Origin of the sequence: Erythrobacter sp. KY5, assembly GCF_003264115.1 — a bacterium.
In the GTDB taxonomy this organism is placed as follows: Bacteria; Pseudomonadota; Alphaproteobacteria; order Sphingomonadales; family Sphingomonadaceae; genus Erythrobacter.
In genome coordinates, this window is record NZ_CP021912.1 from 3,157,466 (window position 1) to 3,172,624 (window position 15,159).

Annotated in this window: 15 protein-coding genes and 1 tRNA gene; 8 read left to right on the forward strand and 8 right to left on the reverse strand. The window is 61.6% G+C overall.

Annotated features, from left to right (window positions below):
• The 5 genes from CD351_RS14905 (at position 1) to CD351_RS14925 (ending at position 5,678) form a co-directional block, all read left to right on the forward strand.
• Positions 1-582, forward strand: a complete 582-nt coding sequence (locus CD351_RS14905) for a TIGR00730 family Rossman fold protein (RefSeq protein ID WP_111993789.1) — start codon at positions 1-3, stop codon at positions 580-582.
• The gene (locus tag CD351_RS14910; protein ID WP_111993365.1) at positions 579-1,589 is read left to right on the forward strand and encodes a phytoene/squalene synthase family protein; all 1,011 of its coding nucleotides are present in this window, start codon (positions 579-581) and stop codon (positions 1,587-1,589) included. The genes CD351_RS14905 and CD351_RS14910 overlap by 4 nt, the downstream gene beginning before the upstream one ends.
• A 33-nt stretch (positions 1,590-1,622) precedes the next feature.
• Positions 1,623-2,096 carry a hypothetical protein gene (locus CD351_RS14915; protein ID WP_111993366.1) on the forward strand — a complete coding sequence of 158 codons (474 nt, stop codon included), beginning with the start codon at positions 1,623-1,625 and terminating at the stop codon, positions 2,094-2,096.
• Positions 2,093-3,985 (forward strand): acetyl/propionyl/methylcrotonyl-CoA carboxylase subunit alpha, encoded by a 1,893-nt coding sequence (locus CD351_RS14920; protein ID WP_111993367.1) that lies wholly within the window; start codon positions 2,093-2,095, stop codon positions 3,983-3,985. The genes CD351_RS14915 and CD351_RS14920 overlap by 4 nt, the downstream gene beginning before the upstream one ends.
• A gap of 142 nt (positions 3,986-4,127) precedes the next feature.
• Positions 4,128-5,678: an acyl-CoA carboxylase subunit beta gene (locus CD351_RS14925; RefSeq protein WP_111993790.1), complete on the forward strand. Its 1,551-nt coding sequence runs from the start codon at positions 4,128-4,130 to the stop codon at positions 5,676-5,678.
• Here CD351_RS14925 and CD351_RS14930 read toward each other — a convergent pair.
• Positions 5,675-6,943, reverse strand: coding sequence for a multidrug effflux MFS transporter (locus tag CD351_RS14930; RefSeq protein WP_111993791.1), 1,269 nt, complete (start codon positions 6,941-6,943; stop codon positions 5,675-5,677). The genes CD351_RS14925 and CD351_RS14930 overlap by 4 nt on opposite strands.
• A 128-nt stretch (positions 6,944-7,071) precedes the next feature.
• Here CD351_RS14930 and dinB point away from each other — a divergent pair, with 128 nt between their 5' ends.
• Positions 7,072-8,247 carry a DNA polymerase IV gene (gene dinB / locus CD351_RS14935; protein ID WP_111993368.1) on the forward strand — a complete coding sequence of 392 codons (1,176 nt, stop codon included), beginning with the start codon at positions 7,072-7,074 and terminating at the stop codon, positions 8,245-8,247.
• Between the two features lie 3 nt (positions 8,248-8,250).
• On the opposite strand, the gene CD351_RS14940 is transcribed toward dinB, so the two are convergent.
• From CD351_RS14940 to CD351_RS14955, 4 genes are all read right to left on the reverse strand, one after another.
• Entirely contained in the window at positions 8,251-8,748 is a 498-nt protein-coding gene (locus CD351_RS14940; protein ID WP_111993369.1) for an NUDIX domain-containing protein, read from the reverse strand.
• Entirely contained in the window at positions 8,736-9,374 is a 639-nt protein-coding gene (locus CD351_RS14945) for a 6-phosphogluconolactonase (protein ID WP_111993370.1), read from the reverse strand. The genes CD351_RS14940 and CD351_RS14945 overlap by 13 nt, the downstream gene beginning before the upstream one ends.
• A gap of 70 nt (positions 9,375-9,444) precedes the next feature.
• Complete coding sequence (locus CD351_RS14950) at positions 9,445-9,924, reverse strand: Dps family protein (RefSeq protein WP_111993371.1); 480 nt, start codon at positions 9,922-9,924, stop codon at positions 9,445-9,447.
• A gap of 128 nt (positions 9,925-10,052) precedes the next feature.
• Positions 10,053-10,616 carry a hypothetical protein gene (locus CD351_RS14955; RefSeq protein ID WP_111993372.1) on the reverse strand — a complete coding sequence of 188 codons (564 nt, stop codon included), beginning with the start codon at positions 10,614-10,616 and terminating at the stop codon, positions 10,053-10,055.
• A gap of 299 nt (positions 10,617-10,915) precedes the next feature.
• Between CD351_RS14955 and CD351_RS14960 the strand changes: the two genes are divergently transcribed.
• Positions 10,916-11,710, forward strand: coding sequence for an SDR family oxidoreductase (locus CD351_RS14960; protein ID WP_111993373.1), 795 nt, complete (start codon positions 10,916-10,918; stop codon positions 11,708-11,710).
• A gap of 19 nt (positions 11,711-11,729) precedes the next feature.
• On the opposite strand, the gene CD351_RS14965 is transcribed toward CD351_RS14960, so the two are convergent.
• The 3 genes from CD351_RS14965 to CD351_RS14975 form a co-directional block, all read right to left on the reverse strand.
• Positions 11,730-11,803, reverse strand: a tRNA-Gly gene (locus tag CD351_RS14965).
• Positions 11,804-11,981: 178 nt separating this feature from the next.
• Positions 11,982-13,079: a copper resistance protein B gene (locus CD351_RS14970; protein WP_111993374.1), complete on the reverse strand. Its 1,098-nt coding sequence runs from the start codon at positions 13,077-13,079 to the stop codon at positions 11,982-11,984.
• Entirely contained in the window at positions 13,079-14,806 is a 1,728-nt protein-coding gene (locus tag CD351_RS14975) for a copper resistance system multicopper oxidase (protein WP_111993375.1), read from the reverse strand. Before CD351_RS14975 ends, CD351_RS14970 begins: the two co-directional genes overlap by 1 nt.
• A gap of 55 nt (positions 14,807-14,861) precedes the next feature.
• On the opposite strand from CD351_RS14975, the gene CD351_RS14980 reads away from it, so the two are divergent.
• A complete protein-coding gene (locus CD351_RS14980; protein WP_111993376.1) occupies positions 14,862-15,149 on the forward strand; it encodes a metal-sensitive transcriptional regulator in 288 nt (95 codons plus the stop codon).
• Positions 15,150-15,159 lie beyond the last annotated feature (10 nt).

The window sequence follows — 15,159 nt, forward strand, 5'->3', positions numbered from 1 at the left end:
ATGAAACGACTTGCCGTTTATTGCGGCTCCGCCACCCCTGCCGATCCGCGCTATATCGAACTCGCCGAAGATGTCGGCGCAGCGCTCGCTCAGCGTGGGATTGGTGTTGTCTATGGCGGTGGTCGTCTAGGGCTGATGGGCGCGGTGGCCAAGGGGGCCTTGCAGGAGGGCGGCGAGGTCATCGGGGTCATCCCGGAGGCGCTTGCGGGCTCCGAGGTCGCCAATAACGACTGCACCGAGCTTCACACCGTGCGCGGTATGCACGAGCGCAAGCAGAAGTTCACCGACCTGTCCGACGGCTTCGTGACCATCCCCGGCGGGGTCGGCACCATGGACGAATTATGGGAGGCGATGAGCTGGGCGCAGCTTGGCTATCACTCGGACCCTGTGGGACTGCTCAACGCGTTCGGGTTCTATGACGACCTTATCAAGTTCAACGCCCGCATGGCCGAAGTCGGCTTCGTCCGACCTGCTCACCAGAACATTCTGATCCATGCAGAGCGGCTCCCCGACCTGCTCGAAAAGATGGCGGCCTACAAACCGCACACCCCGATATTCAGAATGAAGGCCGAGGATTTGTGAGCACGAGGCAGCGCCCGCTTTTCCTGAAGGACCGGCGGGACACGCCCCGCGTCCCCGGCGGCGGGCGCAAACGCGAGGCTTTGGTCGAAAAATCCCGCATCGCGATCCGCGAAGGTTCGCACAGCTTCCATGCCGCCGCGCGCCTGTTCGACAAGACCACGCGTGAACGCGCATGGCTGCTCTATGCCTGGTGCCGCCGGTGCGATGACATTGCCGACAATCAGCATATGGGCGGGGAACTTGGCGACCAGTCGAATGCCGAGGACAGGCTCAAGTCGATCCGCCTGCTGACCCGCCGCGCTCTCGATGGTCTGCCCACCGCTGACCCGGCTTTTGACGCATTCGGTCTGGTCGCAGCCGAGGTTGGCATAACCGAACAGATGGCCGAAGATGTGATCGCGGGTTTTCAGCTCGATGCCGAAGACTGGCGGCCGCGGACTGAGGCCGACATGATGCGCTATTGCTATCATGTCGCGGGCGCGGTCGGTGTGATGATGGCGGTGGTGATGGGCGTCGACCCCAAGGACACCGACACGCTCGACCGGGCGAACGACCTGGGGCTCGCCTTTCAGCTTTCCAACATCGCCCGCGACATTGTCGAGGACGATGCGGCGGGGCGCTGTTACCTCCCTGAGATGTGGTTGGTCGAACAGGACATCGAACCGGGCCAGCACACCAAGCCGCACCACCGCGAAGAACTCGCCGAAATGGCAGCGCGCCTTGTCGACCTTGTTGAAAAGCACGAAGCCGCCGCGCGCGTTGGCGCAGCACGCCTGCCCCTCCGCAGCCGCTGGGCCGTTCTCTCCGCCGCGCGCATCTATGGGGCGATCGGGCGCAAGGTCAGAAAGCGCGGGATCGAGGCATGGAACCACCGCGTCTATGTGCCACGCTGGGAAAAGGCATGGTACGGTGTGCGCGGTTTCGTATCGGCAGTCATCAACCGCCCGCACGAACCCGATGAGCCAATCGACTGGGGTATCGCGGATTATCGTCCCGATCCCGCTTGAAGCGAGCGCGCTTGCGGCGTAGCGCTGCGAGGCATGAGAGGATTTCACACAATCGCTGCCAGCGCGCTCGCGCTCGTCGCCACCCCGGCCCTGGCCGAAGCCCATAATGAAGCTGCCAGCCCCGAGGCCGCCGTCACCGCATTCATGACCGCGTTCGACGCGCAGGATGCAGACGCAATGCGCGCGATGGTCGTTGAGGGCGTGAGTGTCACGGTCATCGAAGAGCGCGAGGGGTCGGACCGTGTCCGCGCGGTTCCGCTTGCGACGCTCATCGAAAACATCGGGTCTTCGCCGAATGATCTCGAGGAACCCATTTACGGTCTGCGATGGCTCGAAATGGGCTCAGTGGCCACCGTGATGGCCGAATATGAATTTCTAATCGACGGCGAGCGGTCGCATTGCGGGACAAACGCCTTCAACCTCGTGCGCGTTGATGGGGACTGGAAGATCGCAGGGATCGCCTACAGCCATATCGAAGACGATTGCGATGTGGAGGCGCCGCAATGATCTCCAAGCTCCTCATCGCCAATCGCGGCGAGATCGCCTGCCGCATCATGCGCACGGCCCGCGAAATGGGCGTGGCAACGGTTGCGGTCTATTCGGACGCCGATGCCAAGGCGCTGCATGTGCGCATGGCAGACGAAGCGGTTCATATCGGCCCCTCTCCCGCTGCCGAGAGCTATCTGGTAGGTGAGAAGATCATAGCGGCGGCCAAAGAAACGGGCGCCGAGGCGATCCATCCTGGCTACGGCTTTCTGTCGGAAAACGCCGGTTTCGCGCAGGCCGTGATCGATGCAGGGCTGATCTGGGTCGGGCCCAAGCCTGAAAGCATCGAGGCGATGGGTCTCAAGGACGCTGCAAAAGAGCGCATGATCGCTGCGGGCGTGCCGGTAACGCCGGGCTATCTCGGCGAGGACCAATCGGTCGAACGGCTAAAATCAGAAGCGAACGCCATCGGCTACCCCGTGCTGATCAAGGCGGTCGCAGGCGGCGGTGGCAAGGGGATGCGCAAGGTCGATGCGCCCGGCGACTTCGAAGCCTCGCTCGAAAGCTGCCGGCGCGAAGCCAAGGCCAGTTTCTCCAACGACGAAGTGCTGCTCGAAAAGTGGATCACCTCCCCCCGCCATATCGAGGTGCAGGTGTTCGGCGACAGCCACGGCAATGTCGTCCACCTGTTCGAACGCGACTGCTCGCTCCAGCGCCGCCACCAGAAGGTGATCGAGGAAGCCCCCGCCCCCGGCATGGACGAGGCCACCCGCGAAGAAATCTGCGCCGCCGCCGTGCGCGCCGCCAAGGCGGTCGATTACGAGGGTGCAGGCACGATCGAATTCATCGCCGATGCCAGCGAAGGCCTGCGCGCGGATCGCATCTTCTTTATGGAGATGAACACCCGCCTGCAGGTCGAACACCCGGTGACCGAGGAGATCACCGGCGTTGATCTGGTGGAATGGCAACTGCGAGTGGCGAGCGGGGAGCCGATCCCGCTGAAGCAGGAAGACCTCTCGATCAACGGCTGGGCGATTGAAGCGCGGCTGTATGCGGAGGACCCGGCAAAAGGGTTTTTGCCGAGTACGGGGCGGCTCGACGTCTTGCGCTTGCCTCGCGGTGCGAGGATCGAAACTGGGGTGGAAGAAGGCAGCGAGGTTTCTCCCTTCTACGATCCAATGATTGCCAAGATTGTCGTCCATGAGGAAACGCGCGATGAGGCCATTTCCGCTATGGACGAGGCTTGTCGTGGTGTTGCAGCCCTGCCCGTCAAGCACAATGCTTGGTTCCTCAGCCGCTTGACCGGGATGGAAGAATATCAGCAAGCCACGATGACAACCGGCACAATTGAAGCGCGACATAACGAGCTTCAGGCCGAACCCAAGCCATCAAAGTCGCTTTTGGCAGCTGCCGCCATGGACGCATTTTTCGAGCATGTCCCGTTTGGCGAGACTGAGCGTGCCAAGGGATTGTTGGGCTTTCGCCTCAATAGCGCTCCGCAAAAAGAGGTGGCGCTTTCGCTTTCTGGATCACGGATACACGCACCGCTGGATTTGCCCTCAGGCTATGAGTTCTTTGATGGCGAGGCGACTTGGTGGGCATCGCAGCATCACGCCTATTTCGAAGATGGTGCAGCCTTCGTTTTACCCGCCTATCGAGCAGAAGGCACCGGCCACGCCTCAGCCGCCGATGGCGCGATCATCGCGCCCATGCCAGGCAAGGTCATCGCGGTCGATGTGGCCGAGGGCGATACCGTAACCGCAGGGCAGCGGCTGATGGTGCTCGAGGCGATGAAGATGGAGCACGCGCTCACCGCGCCGTTCGACGGGACCGTGACCGAGCTTTCCGCCAGCGAAGGCGGGCAAGTGCAGGTCGAGGCGGTGCTGTGCGTGGTGGAGCCGTCGGAGTGATCCGGGTTTCCTTGTCATTGCGAAGAGCCGGAGGCGACGCGGCAATCCATGGACCAATTCTTGCCTCACACAATTGCCGTCGTGGTGGCCGCGATCAGCCGTCCATGGATTGCTTCGCAACGCTCGCAATGACGAGATAGGGATGAGCTGGGAAAAAGAACTCGAAGAACTCCGCCAGCGCGAAGCCTTCGCCGATCAGATGGGCGGCGCAGACAAGGTCGCCCGCCAGCATGGGCGCGGCAAGATGGATGCCCGCGCGCGGCTCGCTGCGATCTGCGATCCCGGCTCCTTCCGTGAAATCGGCAAGATCGCAGGTAAAGGCCATTACGACGAAAACGGCGACCTGACCGGCGTCACCCCTGCCCCTTTCCTGTTCGGCAAGGCCACGATCAATGGTCGCCCTGTGGTCGCCACCGCAGACGACTTCACCATTCGCGGCGGTGCGGCGGACGCGGGCATCGCGCGCAAGATGGTGCAGGCAGAGACGATGGCGCACGAACTCAAGCTGCCTATCATCCGCATGATCGACGGGACAGGTGGCGGCGGCAGCGTCAAGACGCTCGAACAGATCGGCGCAACCTACATCCCCGCAGTGCCGGGATGGGATGCGGTGGTCGAGAACCTCGATACGGTCCCGGTGGTCGCACTCGCGCTTGGCCCGACCGCAGGGCTTGGCGCGGCGCGCACGGTCGCAAGCCATTACTCGATCATGGTGCGCGGCCTCTCACAGCTTTTCGCCGCCGGACCTGCCGTTGTCGATGGACTGGGCGAGGCGTATAAGAGCGCAGAGGATCACAGCCAGGCAAAGGAAGAGCTTGGCGGGGTCGACATCCACACGCGCAACGGCGTGGTCGATGACGAGGTTGCGAGCGAAGCCGAAGCCTTTGCCCGCGCGCGTTACTTCCTCTCCTTCATGCCCGAACATGTCGGCCAGCTTGCGCGGCGCTCAACCTGCACGGACCCGGTGGACCGCAAGGATGAGGCGCTGCTCAGCCTCGTGCCGCGCGATCCCAAACAGGTCTATTCGATGCGCCGCTGCATGGAGATGGTCCTCGACCAGGGCACCGTTTTCGAAATCGGCAAAAACTGGGGCCGCGCTGCGATCACGGCGCTCGCCCGTCTCGATGGCTGGCCCGTTGCTGTGGTGGCGAGCGATCCGTCCTATCTCGGCGGATCGTGGGAAGCGAAGACCAGCGAAAAGGTCGAACGTTTCGTGCGTCTCGCCGACCAGTTCCGCTTGCCTATCGTTCATCTCGTCGACAATCCCGGCTTCATGATCGGGCGCGAGGCGGAAATGGCGGGGACGATCCGCTACGGCGTGCAGGCGATGAATGCGATCTACAAGGCCTCAGTCCCGCTCGCCAGCATCGTGCTGCGCCGCGCCTATGGCATTGCGGGCAGCGCGATGAGCAATGCGGAGCGTTACCAGTATCGCTTCTGCTGGCCGAGCGGCGATTGGGGAAGCCTGCCTATCGCAGGCGGGATCGAGGTCGCTTACAAGTCCGAACTCGAAGCGTCGCAAGACCCCGAAGCCGAGCTTTCCGCGATCCGCGAAAGACTGGCGAAGGTCACCTCGCCCTTTCGCAGTGCCGAAAGGTTCAACGTCGAGGACATTATCGACCCGCGCGATACGCGGCCATTGCTGTGCGAATTCGCACAGCTCGCCTGGCGCAAGCTTGAGGCCGAGGCCTAGGCTCTGTTCGGGGCATCCTTTGCGCCCAACCCCATCTCAGGCTCCGGCGGACCGAACAGCTTGCCCTTTTCGCTGAACAGGACGAGCGCAAGGCAGGCGAGCCCTGCTGCAAGCAGCGAGAGCGCAAGCGGCTGCGGTGTGCCGTCATAGGCATAACCAACCGCTGCGCCCAGCAAGGCCGCGACCGTCAACCGGATGAAGCCGTGGACCGAGCTCGCAGCGCCTGCGATATCGAAGAACGGGTTCATCGCGATCGAGCCGAAATTGCTGCCGATAAAGCCGAGAAGCATCATGTTCACAGCCATTAGCGGCACGAACTGCCACAAGGTCTCGTCCGGCTGGAACGCGAAATAGACCTGCAGGCTGGCGACGAAAATGAAGGTGATGAGCGCGGTGTGGCTCACCCTGCGCGCGCCAAACCTTTCGACGATGCGCGAGTTCGACCAGCTCGCAAACGCCATGGAGCCTGCGCAGATGCCGAAGATGATCGGAAACAGATCGGGAGCGCCGAAGCTCTCTGAAATGAGCTGCTGCGAGGAATTGATGAAACCGAACAGCGCTCCGAAAACGAGCGAGGAGCCGATCACGTAGCCGATGATGCTGGGCATGCTGACAGCGCGCAGCATATTGCCGCCGATCACTCGCGGGCGGATTTCCTGGCGGTTCTCTTCGGTGAGGCTCTCAGGCAGGCGGAAATAGACCCATGCGCCGATGATGAGACCCTGCAACGCCATCGCGCCGAAGATCATCCGCCAGTCGCCGACGAGCAGGATGACCTCGCCAATGCTGGGGGCGATGGCGGGGACCATCAGGAAGATCACGAAGATGAGGCTCATCATGCGGGCCATCTTGTCACCGCCCACCCTGTCGCGAATGATCGCCGGCGGCAAAGCGACAATGCCCGCTCCGAAAAAGCCCTGCGCCGCGCGAACGGCGATCAAGGCCTCGTAAGTTGTGACAAGCGCGCTTGCGATGGAAAGAAGGATATAGACCGCAATGGACCCCAGCAGGATCGGGCGTCGACCGAAGCGGTCCGCCAGCGCTCCCGGGATGAGCGCGCCGATGCCCGCGGCCAGCAGGTAAACTCCCACCACGAACTGACGGTCATTGCCCTCAACGGACAAGGACACGGCAAGCTCATCAAGCGCAGGCAGGATCGCGTCGATCCCGAAGGCCTGAAGCGCCATCAGCAGGGCCATCATCCAGATCATCTCGGTTTCGCCGAGACGTTTGGTGGGCGCAGAGAGCGGGGCAGCGGTTGCCATTGCCGCTCCCTTGCCTTGCGGCTCACCCGATGACCACTGTTCTTTTCGCATATGCACAAAATCGCTGCGTTCGCCGAAAGTTCCAGCCACGCTTTCTTCGCAGGCACGAAGCGCCTATTTCGTGAACGATGTCCGAGCCTGCTCCCGACCATGCCAATGACGCGGCCAAAGACGAGGCCGAAGACGGGGCCGAAGCCTCCGAAAGCGCGGGTTTGCGCAAGATCATCCATGTCGACATGGATGCCTTCTTCGCGAGCGTGGAACAGCGCGACGATCCGAAATTGCGCGGAAAACCGGTCGCTGTCGGCGGGTCAGGCGGACGCGGCGTGGTGGCAGCTGCGAGCTATGAGGCGCGCAAATTCGGCGTGCGCAGCGCAATGCCATCGGTGACCGCCAAGCGGCTGTGCCCCGATCTCGTTTTCGTGCGCCACCGCTTCGATGCTTACAAGGAAGCGAGCCGCCAGATCCGCCGCATTTTCGAGCACCACACCCCGCATGTGGAACCGCTCAGCCTCGATGAGGCCTATCTCGATGTGACCCAGGACCGGCTCGGGATCGGTAGCGCGACGCGCATTGCCGAGCTCATCAGGCAGGAAATTCGGGCCAAGACGCAGCTCACTGCAAGCGCCGGGGTCAGTTACAACAAGTTCCTCGCAAAGCTGGCAAGCGACCAGAACAAGCCCGATGGCCTGTGCGTCATCCGGCCGGGCCAAGGCGCCGACTTCGTGGCTGGCCTGCCGATCCGCCGGTTCCACGGCGTCGGCCCCAAGGCGGAGGAGAAGATGAAGCGCCTCGGCATCGAAACGGGCGCTGATCTTGCGGCCAAGGATATCGACTTCCTGCGTGCCAATTTCGGCTCGTTCGCCGATTATCTCTACCGCGCCGCCCGAGGCATCGACCTGCGTCCGGTAAGAGCGCACCGCAACCGCAAGTCGGTCGGCGGCGAACGCACTTTCAGCGACGACATCTCCAGCGGATCGGCCCTGCGCGACACGCTGGAGAACATCATCGAAATCGTCTGGGGCCGGATCGAGAATTCAGCGAAGGATGGCAAACCGACGCGCGGACGCACGATCACTCTGAAGCTTAAATTCACCGATTTTCAGATCATGTCGCGCGCCAAATCCGTGCCCCACTGGATCGGCGACAAGCAGGAGTTTGCCCGGCTCGCGCGCGAATTGCTCGAAGAAACTCTGCCGCTGCCAATGCCGATCCGGTTGATGGGACTGACGCTGAGCAATCTTGAAGGCGCGCAGGAGAAAAGCAAGCAGCCGCGTGACGATGCGCAGCTCAGCCTGCTTTAGCGATCACTGCCGCGCGCCGGTTTTCCATTGCTCGATCCGTCTGCGGGTGACCCGTCCCAAAGGCTCGGGCAGCGAGTGTGACGGGAAGAAGCGCGCATCAACGACCTCCCTGCCATCGGGCTTGGGCCGCGTATCGCAGATCGCGTGAAACAGGTACGCGGTGTGAGGAGAGCCTGAGATGCTCTCGGTCAAAGCACCCAGCGTCTCGATTTCGGCAAGCGCAATGCCGACTTCTTCCATCACTTCGCGGCGCGCGCCTTCCTTCGGGTCTTCGCCGCGCTTGATCCCTCCACCGGGAAGCGCCCAGACGTCAGGACCATAGGAATGCTTGAGCAGCAGGATATCGCCGGCAAGATTGGTCACGATCACGCTTGTCCCGGCAATCGGCGCGCCTGAAAACTTGCGCCATCTGTGGCGAACCGAATGAGCAATCGGCAGCAGGCGGCGATGCAGCGGCCTGGGCAGCAATCGCTCTGCAAGACTGACGATCAGGTGAAGCATGTCACACGAATGCCGCGTGCCTTCGCTGCGCCGAGCAGGCGCGCAATCGGCAGATCGTGCTCGCCAGCCATCGCGGCCTTGAACACGCCAAGCTTTTCAGCGGAGCCGCCAAGCGTAAGCACCACTTGCTGCGTGTCGAGAAGAGCGGGCAAGGTCAGCGTGATGCGGTCGAACGGTGCGTTTTCGGGCAAGGGATCGGGTGTGATACGGCGGATCGCCTCGGCGTCGTCGACCTGCGGATCGGTGTTGGGAAACAGCGAGGCGATGTGCCCGTCCGCTCCCATCCCGAGCCAGGTCAGCGCGAAATGCGGTGGCTCGCTCAATTCGCCAAGCGCCGTGATCTTCGCGCCGGTCGTGCCAAGCAGTTCGCGCATTTTCCCTGTATTCGACGCCTCGTGATCTTCCGGCACGATACGATCATCATTGGGAATGAAGCACGCACGCTCCCATTGAGGCCCCGGTTCGCGCGCGATCATTGTTTCGAGGATCGGAAACGGCGTCGATCCGCCCGGCATCGTGATGAAATACGCGCCGTCGCCAGCGGCTTCGGCTGCCTTCATCCGATCGTTCAGCCAGCCAGCGATCGTGTCGATATCGGCGTCGTTGACAATGTCGATAGTGCTCATCGCACCCGCATAGCAAAAGGGCCGCTCCCGCAAAGCGGAAACGACCCTTGATTGCCTATGCGGTCGAAATTCAGGCGGCGGTCGGTTCTTCACCGAGGATCGAGCTGAGGAACCACACGCGCTCTTCGGCCATGTCGGTCCAGTCGTCGATAAGGCCATCGGTGGCATTGTCGCCGGCGTCTTCTGCGAGCGGCTTCATGCCCTTGAGGCGGTCGACCATCTTCTTGTTGTCGTCGCGCAGTTCGCGAACCATCGCGTCGGGATCGAGGCCTGCCGAATCCTGGTCCTTGATGTTGGTATGCTTGGTGATCGAGCCGATCGAGGTCAGCGTTTCGCCGCCGATCTTGCGCACGCGCTCACCAATTCCGTCGATCTGGTCGCGAATTTCAATGGCCTGTTCGTCGAACAGCAGGTGAAGGTCGCGGAAACGCGGACCCTTGATGTGCCAGTGGAAATTCTTGGACTTGGTATAAAGTGCGAAGTGATCGGCCAGAAGACCGTTCAGTTCAGTGATCAGGGCGTTTTTCGAATTGTCGTTTGCGTCTGCCATCGGGGGTTCTCCAAATTAATAATGCGAATAGTTCGCAAAGCATTGCTTTCCGATTGTTACATCACTCTAACGCACCAGCTTGGGAATCGTTTCGAGGAATAGCCGCAAAGACTGATCGCATCAGTCGATCAAAGAAATACGTAACGCGCATTTAATCCGATCATAAGAGCCGCGAGAAACAAACAGACCGACAAAGCGAGCCGCATGGCGCGCAGCGGGAACCGTTCGAGCTTGTCGAGGCCCAACGCCCAGCCAAGTCCAACTGCAGCCACCCCTCCCATGGCCCCGCCAAGCAATGCCGTCGTCGGATAGATCGCCCATGCGGCAAGCGCGAACACGACAAATCGCGCCGCATCGCCGATCTGCCGAAAGATGAGCACGGCTCCAATCGCGACATAGGAGCGCGTCGGCTCCTTCATGCGCTTTAATTTGACAGGCCATGCAAGTTCAAATGCAGCAATCGCCAGCGCAAACGCGACCAGCATCTCAGCTGCGCGGCGGGGAAGGATCGCGGCGATGCTCGACCCGGCATAGGCCATGACCACGGCGCTCACGACGGCGCAGGCTCCGGCAATCAGGAGCAGCGGAACATTGCGATCAAGCTGCGATGAAAACAGCGCGACGATGCTCTGCTCTCGCCCGCCAAAGGCGATGACAAAGGTAAGGATCATGGCAAGGAGGAAGGCGTCCATTTTCGTGCTCTAGCATGCTTGCCGGGGCGCGCCAGCGGGTTGCCGGACCGCGTTGTGCAGCGCAACCAGGTGAGCGCTGTCACACGCCGTTTTCCTACTGCGGCGCGATGCGGTAAGTCGGCTTCTATGCCCCGGTTCTGCGCCATTTGTGACGATCATGTGCCGCAGCTGAGGGACGCGGGAATTTTACCTCCAGGACCGTGTAACATGCGGTCCATGTTGCACAGTATCATGCCGCTGGCCAATGCCCGTGATGGCGGGTAGGCAGGAGGGTAGACTGACATGAGGAGCGGCACGCGATGAAACTGGAAACTGGAATGGCCGCCGTCGTAACCGGCGGTGCATCGGGACTTGGCCGGGCGAGCGCCGCGGCGCTTGCCGAGGCCGGGCTCAAGGTCGCGATCTTCGACATCAACGACGAGGCGGGAGAGGAGCACGCCGCCGCAATCGGCGGGACCTTCCACCACGTCGACATCATGGACGAAGAAAGCGTCGAGGCTGGCTTTGCCGCCGCACGCTCAGCCAACGGTCAGGAGCGCGTGACGGTTCACTGCGCCATGGCATCGAAGCGCGGCAAGACGATCGGCTGGGACAAGGAGAACGGTCGGTACAAGCGCCTTCCAACCGAAGACTACGCTTTTGGTGCCGAGGGCATCCTCGTCGCCAGCTACCGCATCGCGAGCATCTCGGCTCTCGGCATGGCGAATTCGGAGCCTCTGAACGACGATGGCGAGCGCGGGTCGATCACCCTGACCGCAAGCGTTGCGGCACAGGACGGCCAGATCGGACAGGTCATATACGGGTCATGCAAATCCGGAGTGAACGGGCTTGTGCTGCCGATGGCGCGCGACCTTATGGACCTCGGCATAAGGGTGAACTCGGTCATGCCGGGCATCTTCGCGACGCCGCTGATGCTGGGCATGAAGGATCGCAATCCGCAGATGTGGGACCAGCTAAATGCCAGCGTGCCCTTCCCCAAACGGCTCGGCAAGCCGGAGGAATTCGCCTCGCTAATCTGCGAGATCGCGCGCAACTCCTACATCAACGGCCACCAGTTTAGGCTGGACGGAGCGATCCGGATGCCGCCGAAATAGGGAGCTTGAAAGCTGGGTTTGGAGCGGGTGAAGGGAATCGAACCCTCGTCGTCAGCTTGGGAAGCTGCTGCTCTACCATTGAGCTACACCCGCAAGGCATCGTCGAACATCAGGCAAGTGACCATAAACCGGAACCGGCAAAACAGTCAGCTTGCATCGAAGTTCATGATGAGCCACCCGATTGCCACGAGAGCGTGCCTTGGGTCAACACAGGTTAGACCACGGTGCGAGGCTGATGCCTACCCAGCACGTGGTCCACCGGTACGAAGGCCTAGAACCATGCCCTTATGCCGACCAAGAGCTTGAAGCCGTCGGGATCTTCTCCAGCGGCTCGGGCAATGTCGGCCGTCTCACCAATCGCTGCCTCATATTCGATACCGATGTAAGGGGCGAACTCGCGCTCGATCTCGTAGCGTAGCCGCACCCCCGGCTCGACCTTGGTGATGCCAGCACCGATGCCGCGTTCGGGGATGTCCTGTGCAGCGAGCTCTACCTCGACCCTTGGCTGAAGTATAAGCCGCTGGGTGATGAGTTGATCGTATTCACCTTCGATCCGCGCGGTCAGATCGCCGCGATCTGAGAGGAACAATGCTCCATCTACGTGGAACATGTAGGGAGCAAGGCCCTGCACGCCGACGACCAGATGCCCGCGAGTGTCCGGTTCAGGATCGAACCGCACACCGGCTTGCAGATCAAAGAACGGTCCGATTGCGCGGCTGAAGAGCGCCTGTATCTCTGCCTCTTCCAATCGCTCGCCGAACTCGCCTTCGCCCTCGGTCTTGAGCACGAAGCGATTGATGTCGCCGCCATAGAAGGCTTGTGCATCCCAGACATATCCGTCTTCGCCGCCGTCGGGAGCGATGCGTGCTTCCAGCCGTTCGATCAGAACGCTGCCAGTACGCAGACCGCCATTCTCGCGGGCCAGGTTCTTGCGGCTTGGCTCCATCGCATTCGGCCCCCAGATCGCATCGGCCGCATGGCGCGGCCCATCAAATGCACGCTCCGGGATGGCGTTCTCGGGCGCAGCACCCGGAACCGATTTGTCGACCGCAGAAGTATGCGCACTGTGGTCCATCTGTGAGTGGTCCATCTGCGGATGATCCGCGTGCTCAGGCGCATCAGCATCGCTCTGGCCATGAGAGGAATGATCCATCTGGCCGTGGTCGTCGCGGCCCTCCTTTGGCGAGCATTGGTCTGGCGGCAGGTGTCCCATCGCGCAATGATCGACTTCGGGCTTGCTCTCGGCAGGCGCTTGAGCCTGGGGTTCGCCATGCGCGGCATGAGCGCCATGCGCAGCGTGCTCCGAATGGTCCTGGGCTGCGACCGGGGCGGCGAGAAGCGCCGCGCCTGCAAACAGAATTGAGCGCATCAGGAGGGCGTGCCTTCGGGAAACGGGCGCACTGTGACGACCTGCATCATGCCGGCATGCATGTGATAGAGCAGGTGGCAGTGAAATGCCCAGTCGCCGGGTTCGTTCGCAGTAAGATCGAAGGTCGCCGTACCCCCGGGCTGCACCACCATCGTGTGCTTCAATGGCTGATGCATGTGATCCGCACCATTCACCATCTCGAAGAAGTGGCCATGCAAGTGGATCGGGTGAGCCATCATGGTCTGGTTGACAAGCTTCACCCGAACACGCTCGTCATAGCCGAAGCGGATCGGGTCGTCGGTGACCGACGTGAACTTCTTGCCATCGAAGCTCCACATGTAACGCTCCATGTTGCCGGTGAGATGGATCTCCATCTCGCGGTCTATCTCACGGTGCGGGTTCATGCGCTTGGCCTTGAGATCGGTGTAGCGCAGCACGCGGTGCGGCACTTTGTCGAGGCCGAGGCCGGGAAAATCCATCCGGTCCATCGGCATCGGCGCAACCATGTCGAGGCCGGGGCCGACCTTCACATCCTCGGGCAGCTTCGATGTATCGCGCATATTATGGTCGCCAGATGACATTGGGCCGCCCATGCCGCCCATATCGCCCATGTCGTGACCCATCGCAGCGTGGTCCATCATGCCCATGTCGGTCATGCTCAGCGTCGGTGTCTCGCGCAGCGCTGGCGGCGTGGCGATATGCCCCTTGAGGCTGGTGAGACTGGCCACTCCCATGCCGCTGCGATCCATCGCCTCAGCGACAATGGCGTGGCTACCATCGGCTGGCGCGACGATTACGTCGTACGTTTCTGCAACGCCGATCTGGAATTCGTCCACCTCGACCTCGTCGACGTCTTTGCCGTCTGCCTGAATGATCGTCATCGGCACGCCCGGAATGCGGACGTTGAAGAACGACATCGCGCTTCCATTGATGACGCGCAGCCGGACCCGCTCGCCGGGACGGAACTCAATTTGAAGATTATCGGCGGGGCCGTGCCCGTTGATGAGATAGGTATAGGTCGAGCCGGTCACGTCAGAAATGTCGCGCGGGTTCATGCGCATCTGGCCCCACATGCGGCGCATCTCGCCTGACATGTCTCCTTCACTCGCCGTTTGCATCTGGCGATTGAAGTAATGCTCGCCGACCTTGAGCTTGCGCATGATTTCATGCGGGTGGATCGGCGTGAACTCTGACAAGAGCACCACATAATCGCGATCGTAGCGCGGGTCGGGCTCTGCGCTTTCGATGACTATTGGACCATAGTGCCCAGCCTGCTCCTGAAGGCCGGAATGCGAGTGCCACCAATATGTGCCGTTCTGCCTGATCGGAAACTCATAGGTGAAGGTTTCACCCGGCTTGATGCCGGGAAAGCTGACACCGGGAACGCCATCGAATTGAAAGAGCAAGAGCAGACCGTGCCAATGGATCGAGGAATCCTCGGCAAGATTGTTGGTCACGTGCAGGCGCACGTTTTGTCCTTCGCGCAAACGGATCAGCGGCCCCGGCACCGTGCCGTTAACGGCAAAGGCGTGGCCAGAGCGACCGCCTGTCATGAAGTGAGCATCGCCGATAGAAAGCTCGATGTCTTCGCCTGACAACTCCCCAAAGCCGTTTCGGGCATGGGCCAGCGAACCGCCCCGAGCCCAGGCCGGCATGGGCAGGCTCGCCGCGGCAGCGAGTGCGGCTGAGCTAGAAATGAACGCACGGCGAGAGGAAATCAGTGTCATTTTCGCTTCGAAGTTGTTGCAAGGTCCGGGGCGCGATACTATACCCCCCTATGGTATGCAAACAGGAATTTCCCGTATGAGCGGAACGGACAAGATTAAGCGACTGAACCGCATCGCGGGACAGGTACGTGGTGTCGCCCAGATGATTGAGGACGACCGCTACTGCATGGACATCCTGCACCAGATTAGCGCGATCAAGTCAGCCTTGGCGAAGGTCGAAAGCCTGGTTCTGAAGGACCACGCGGCGTGTTGTGTCGCAGAAGCAATCACAAGCGGTGACGAAAAAGAACAGCGCCAGAAATTCGAAGAACTCGTCGAGCTTCTTGAACGCACGCGCAGATAGCGGTTAGCCC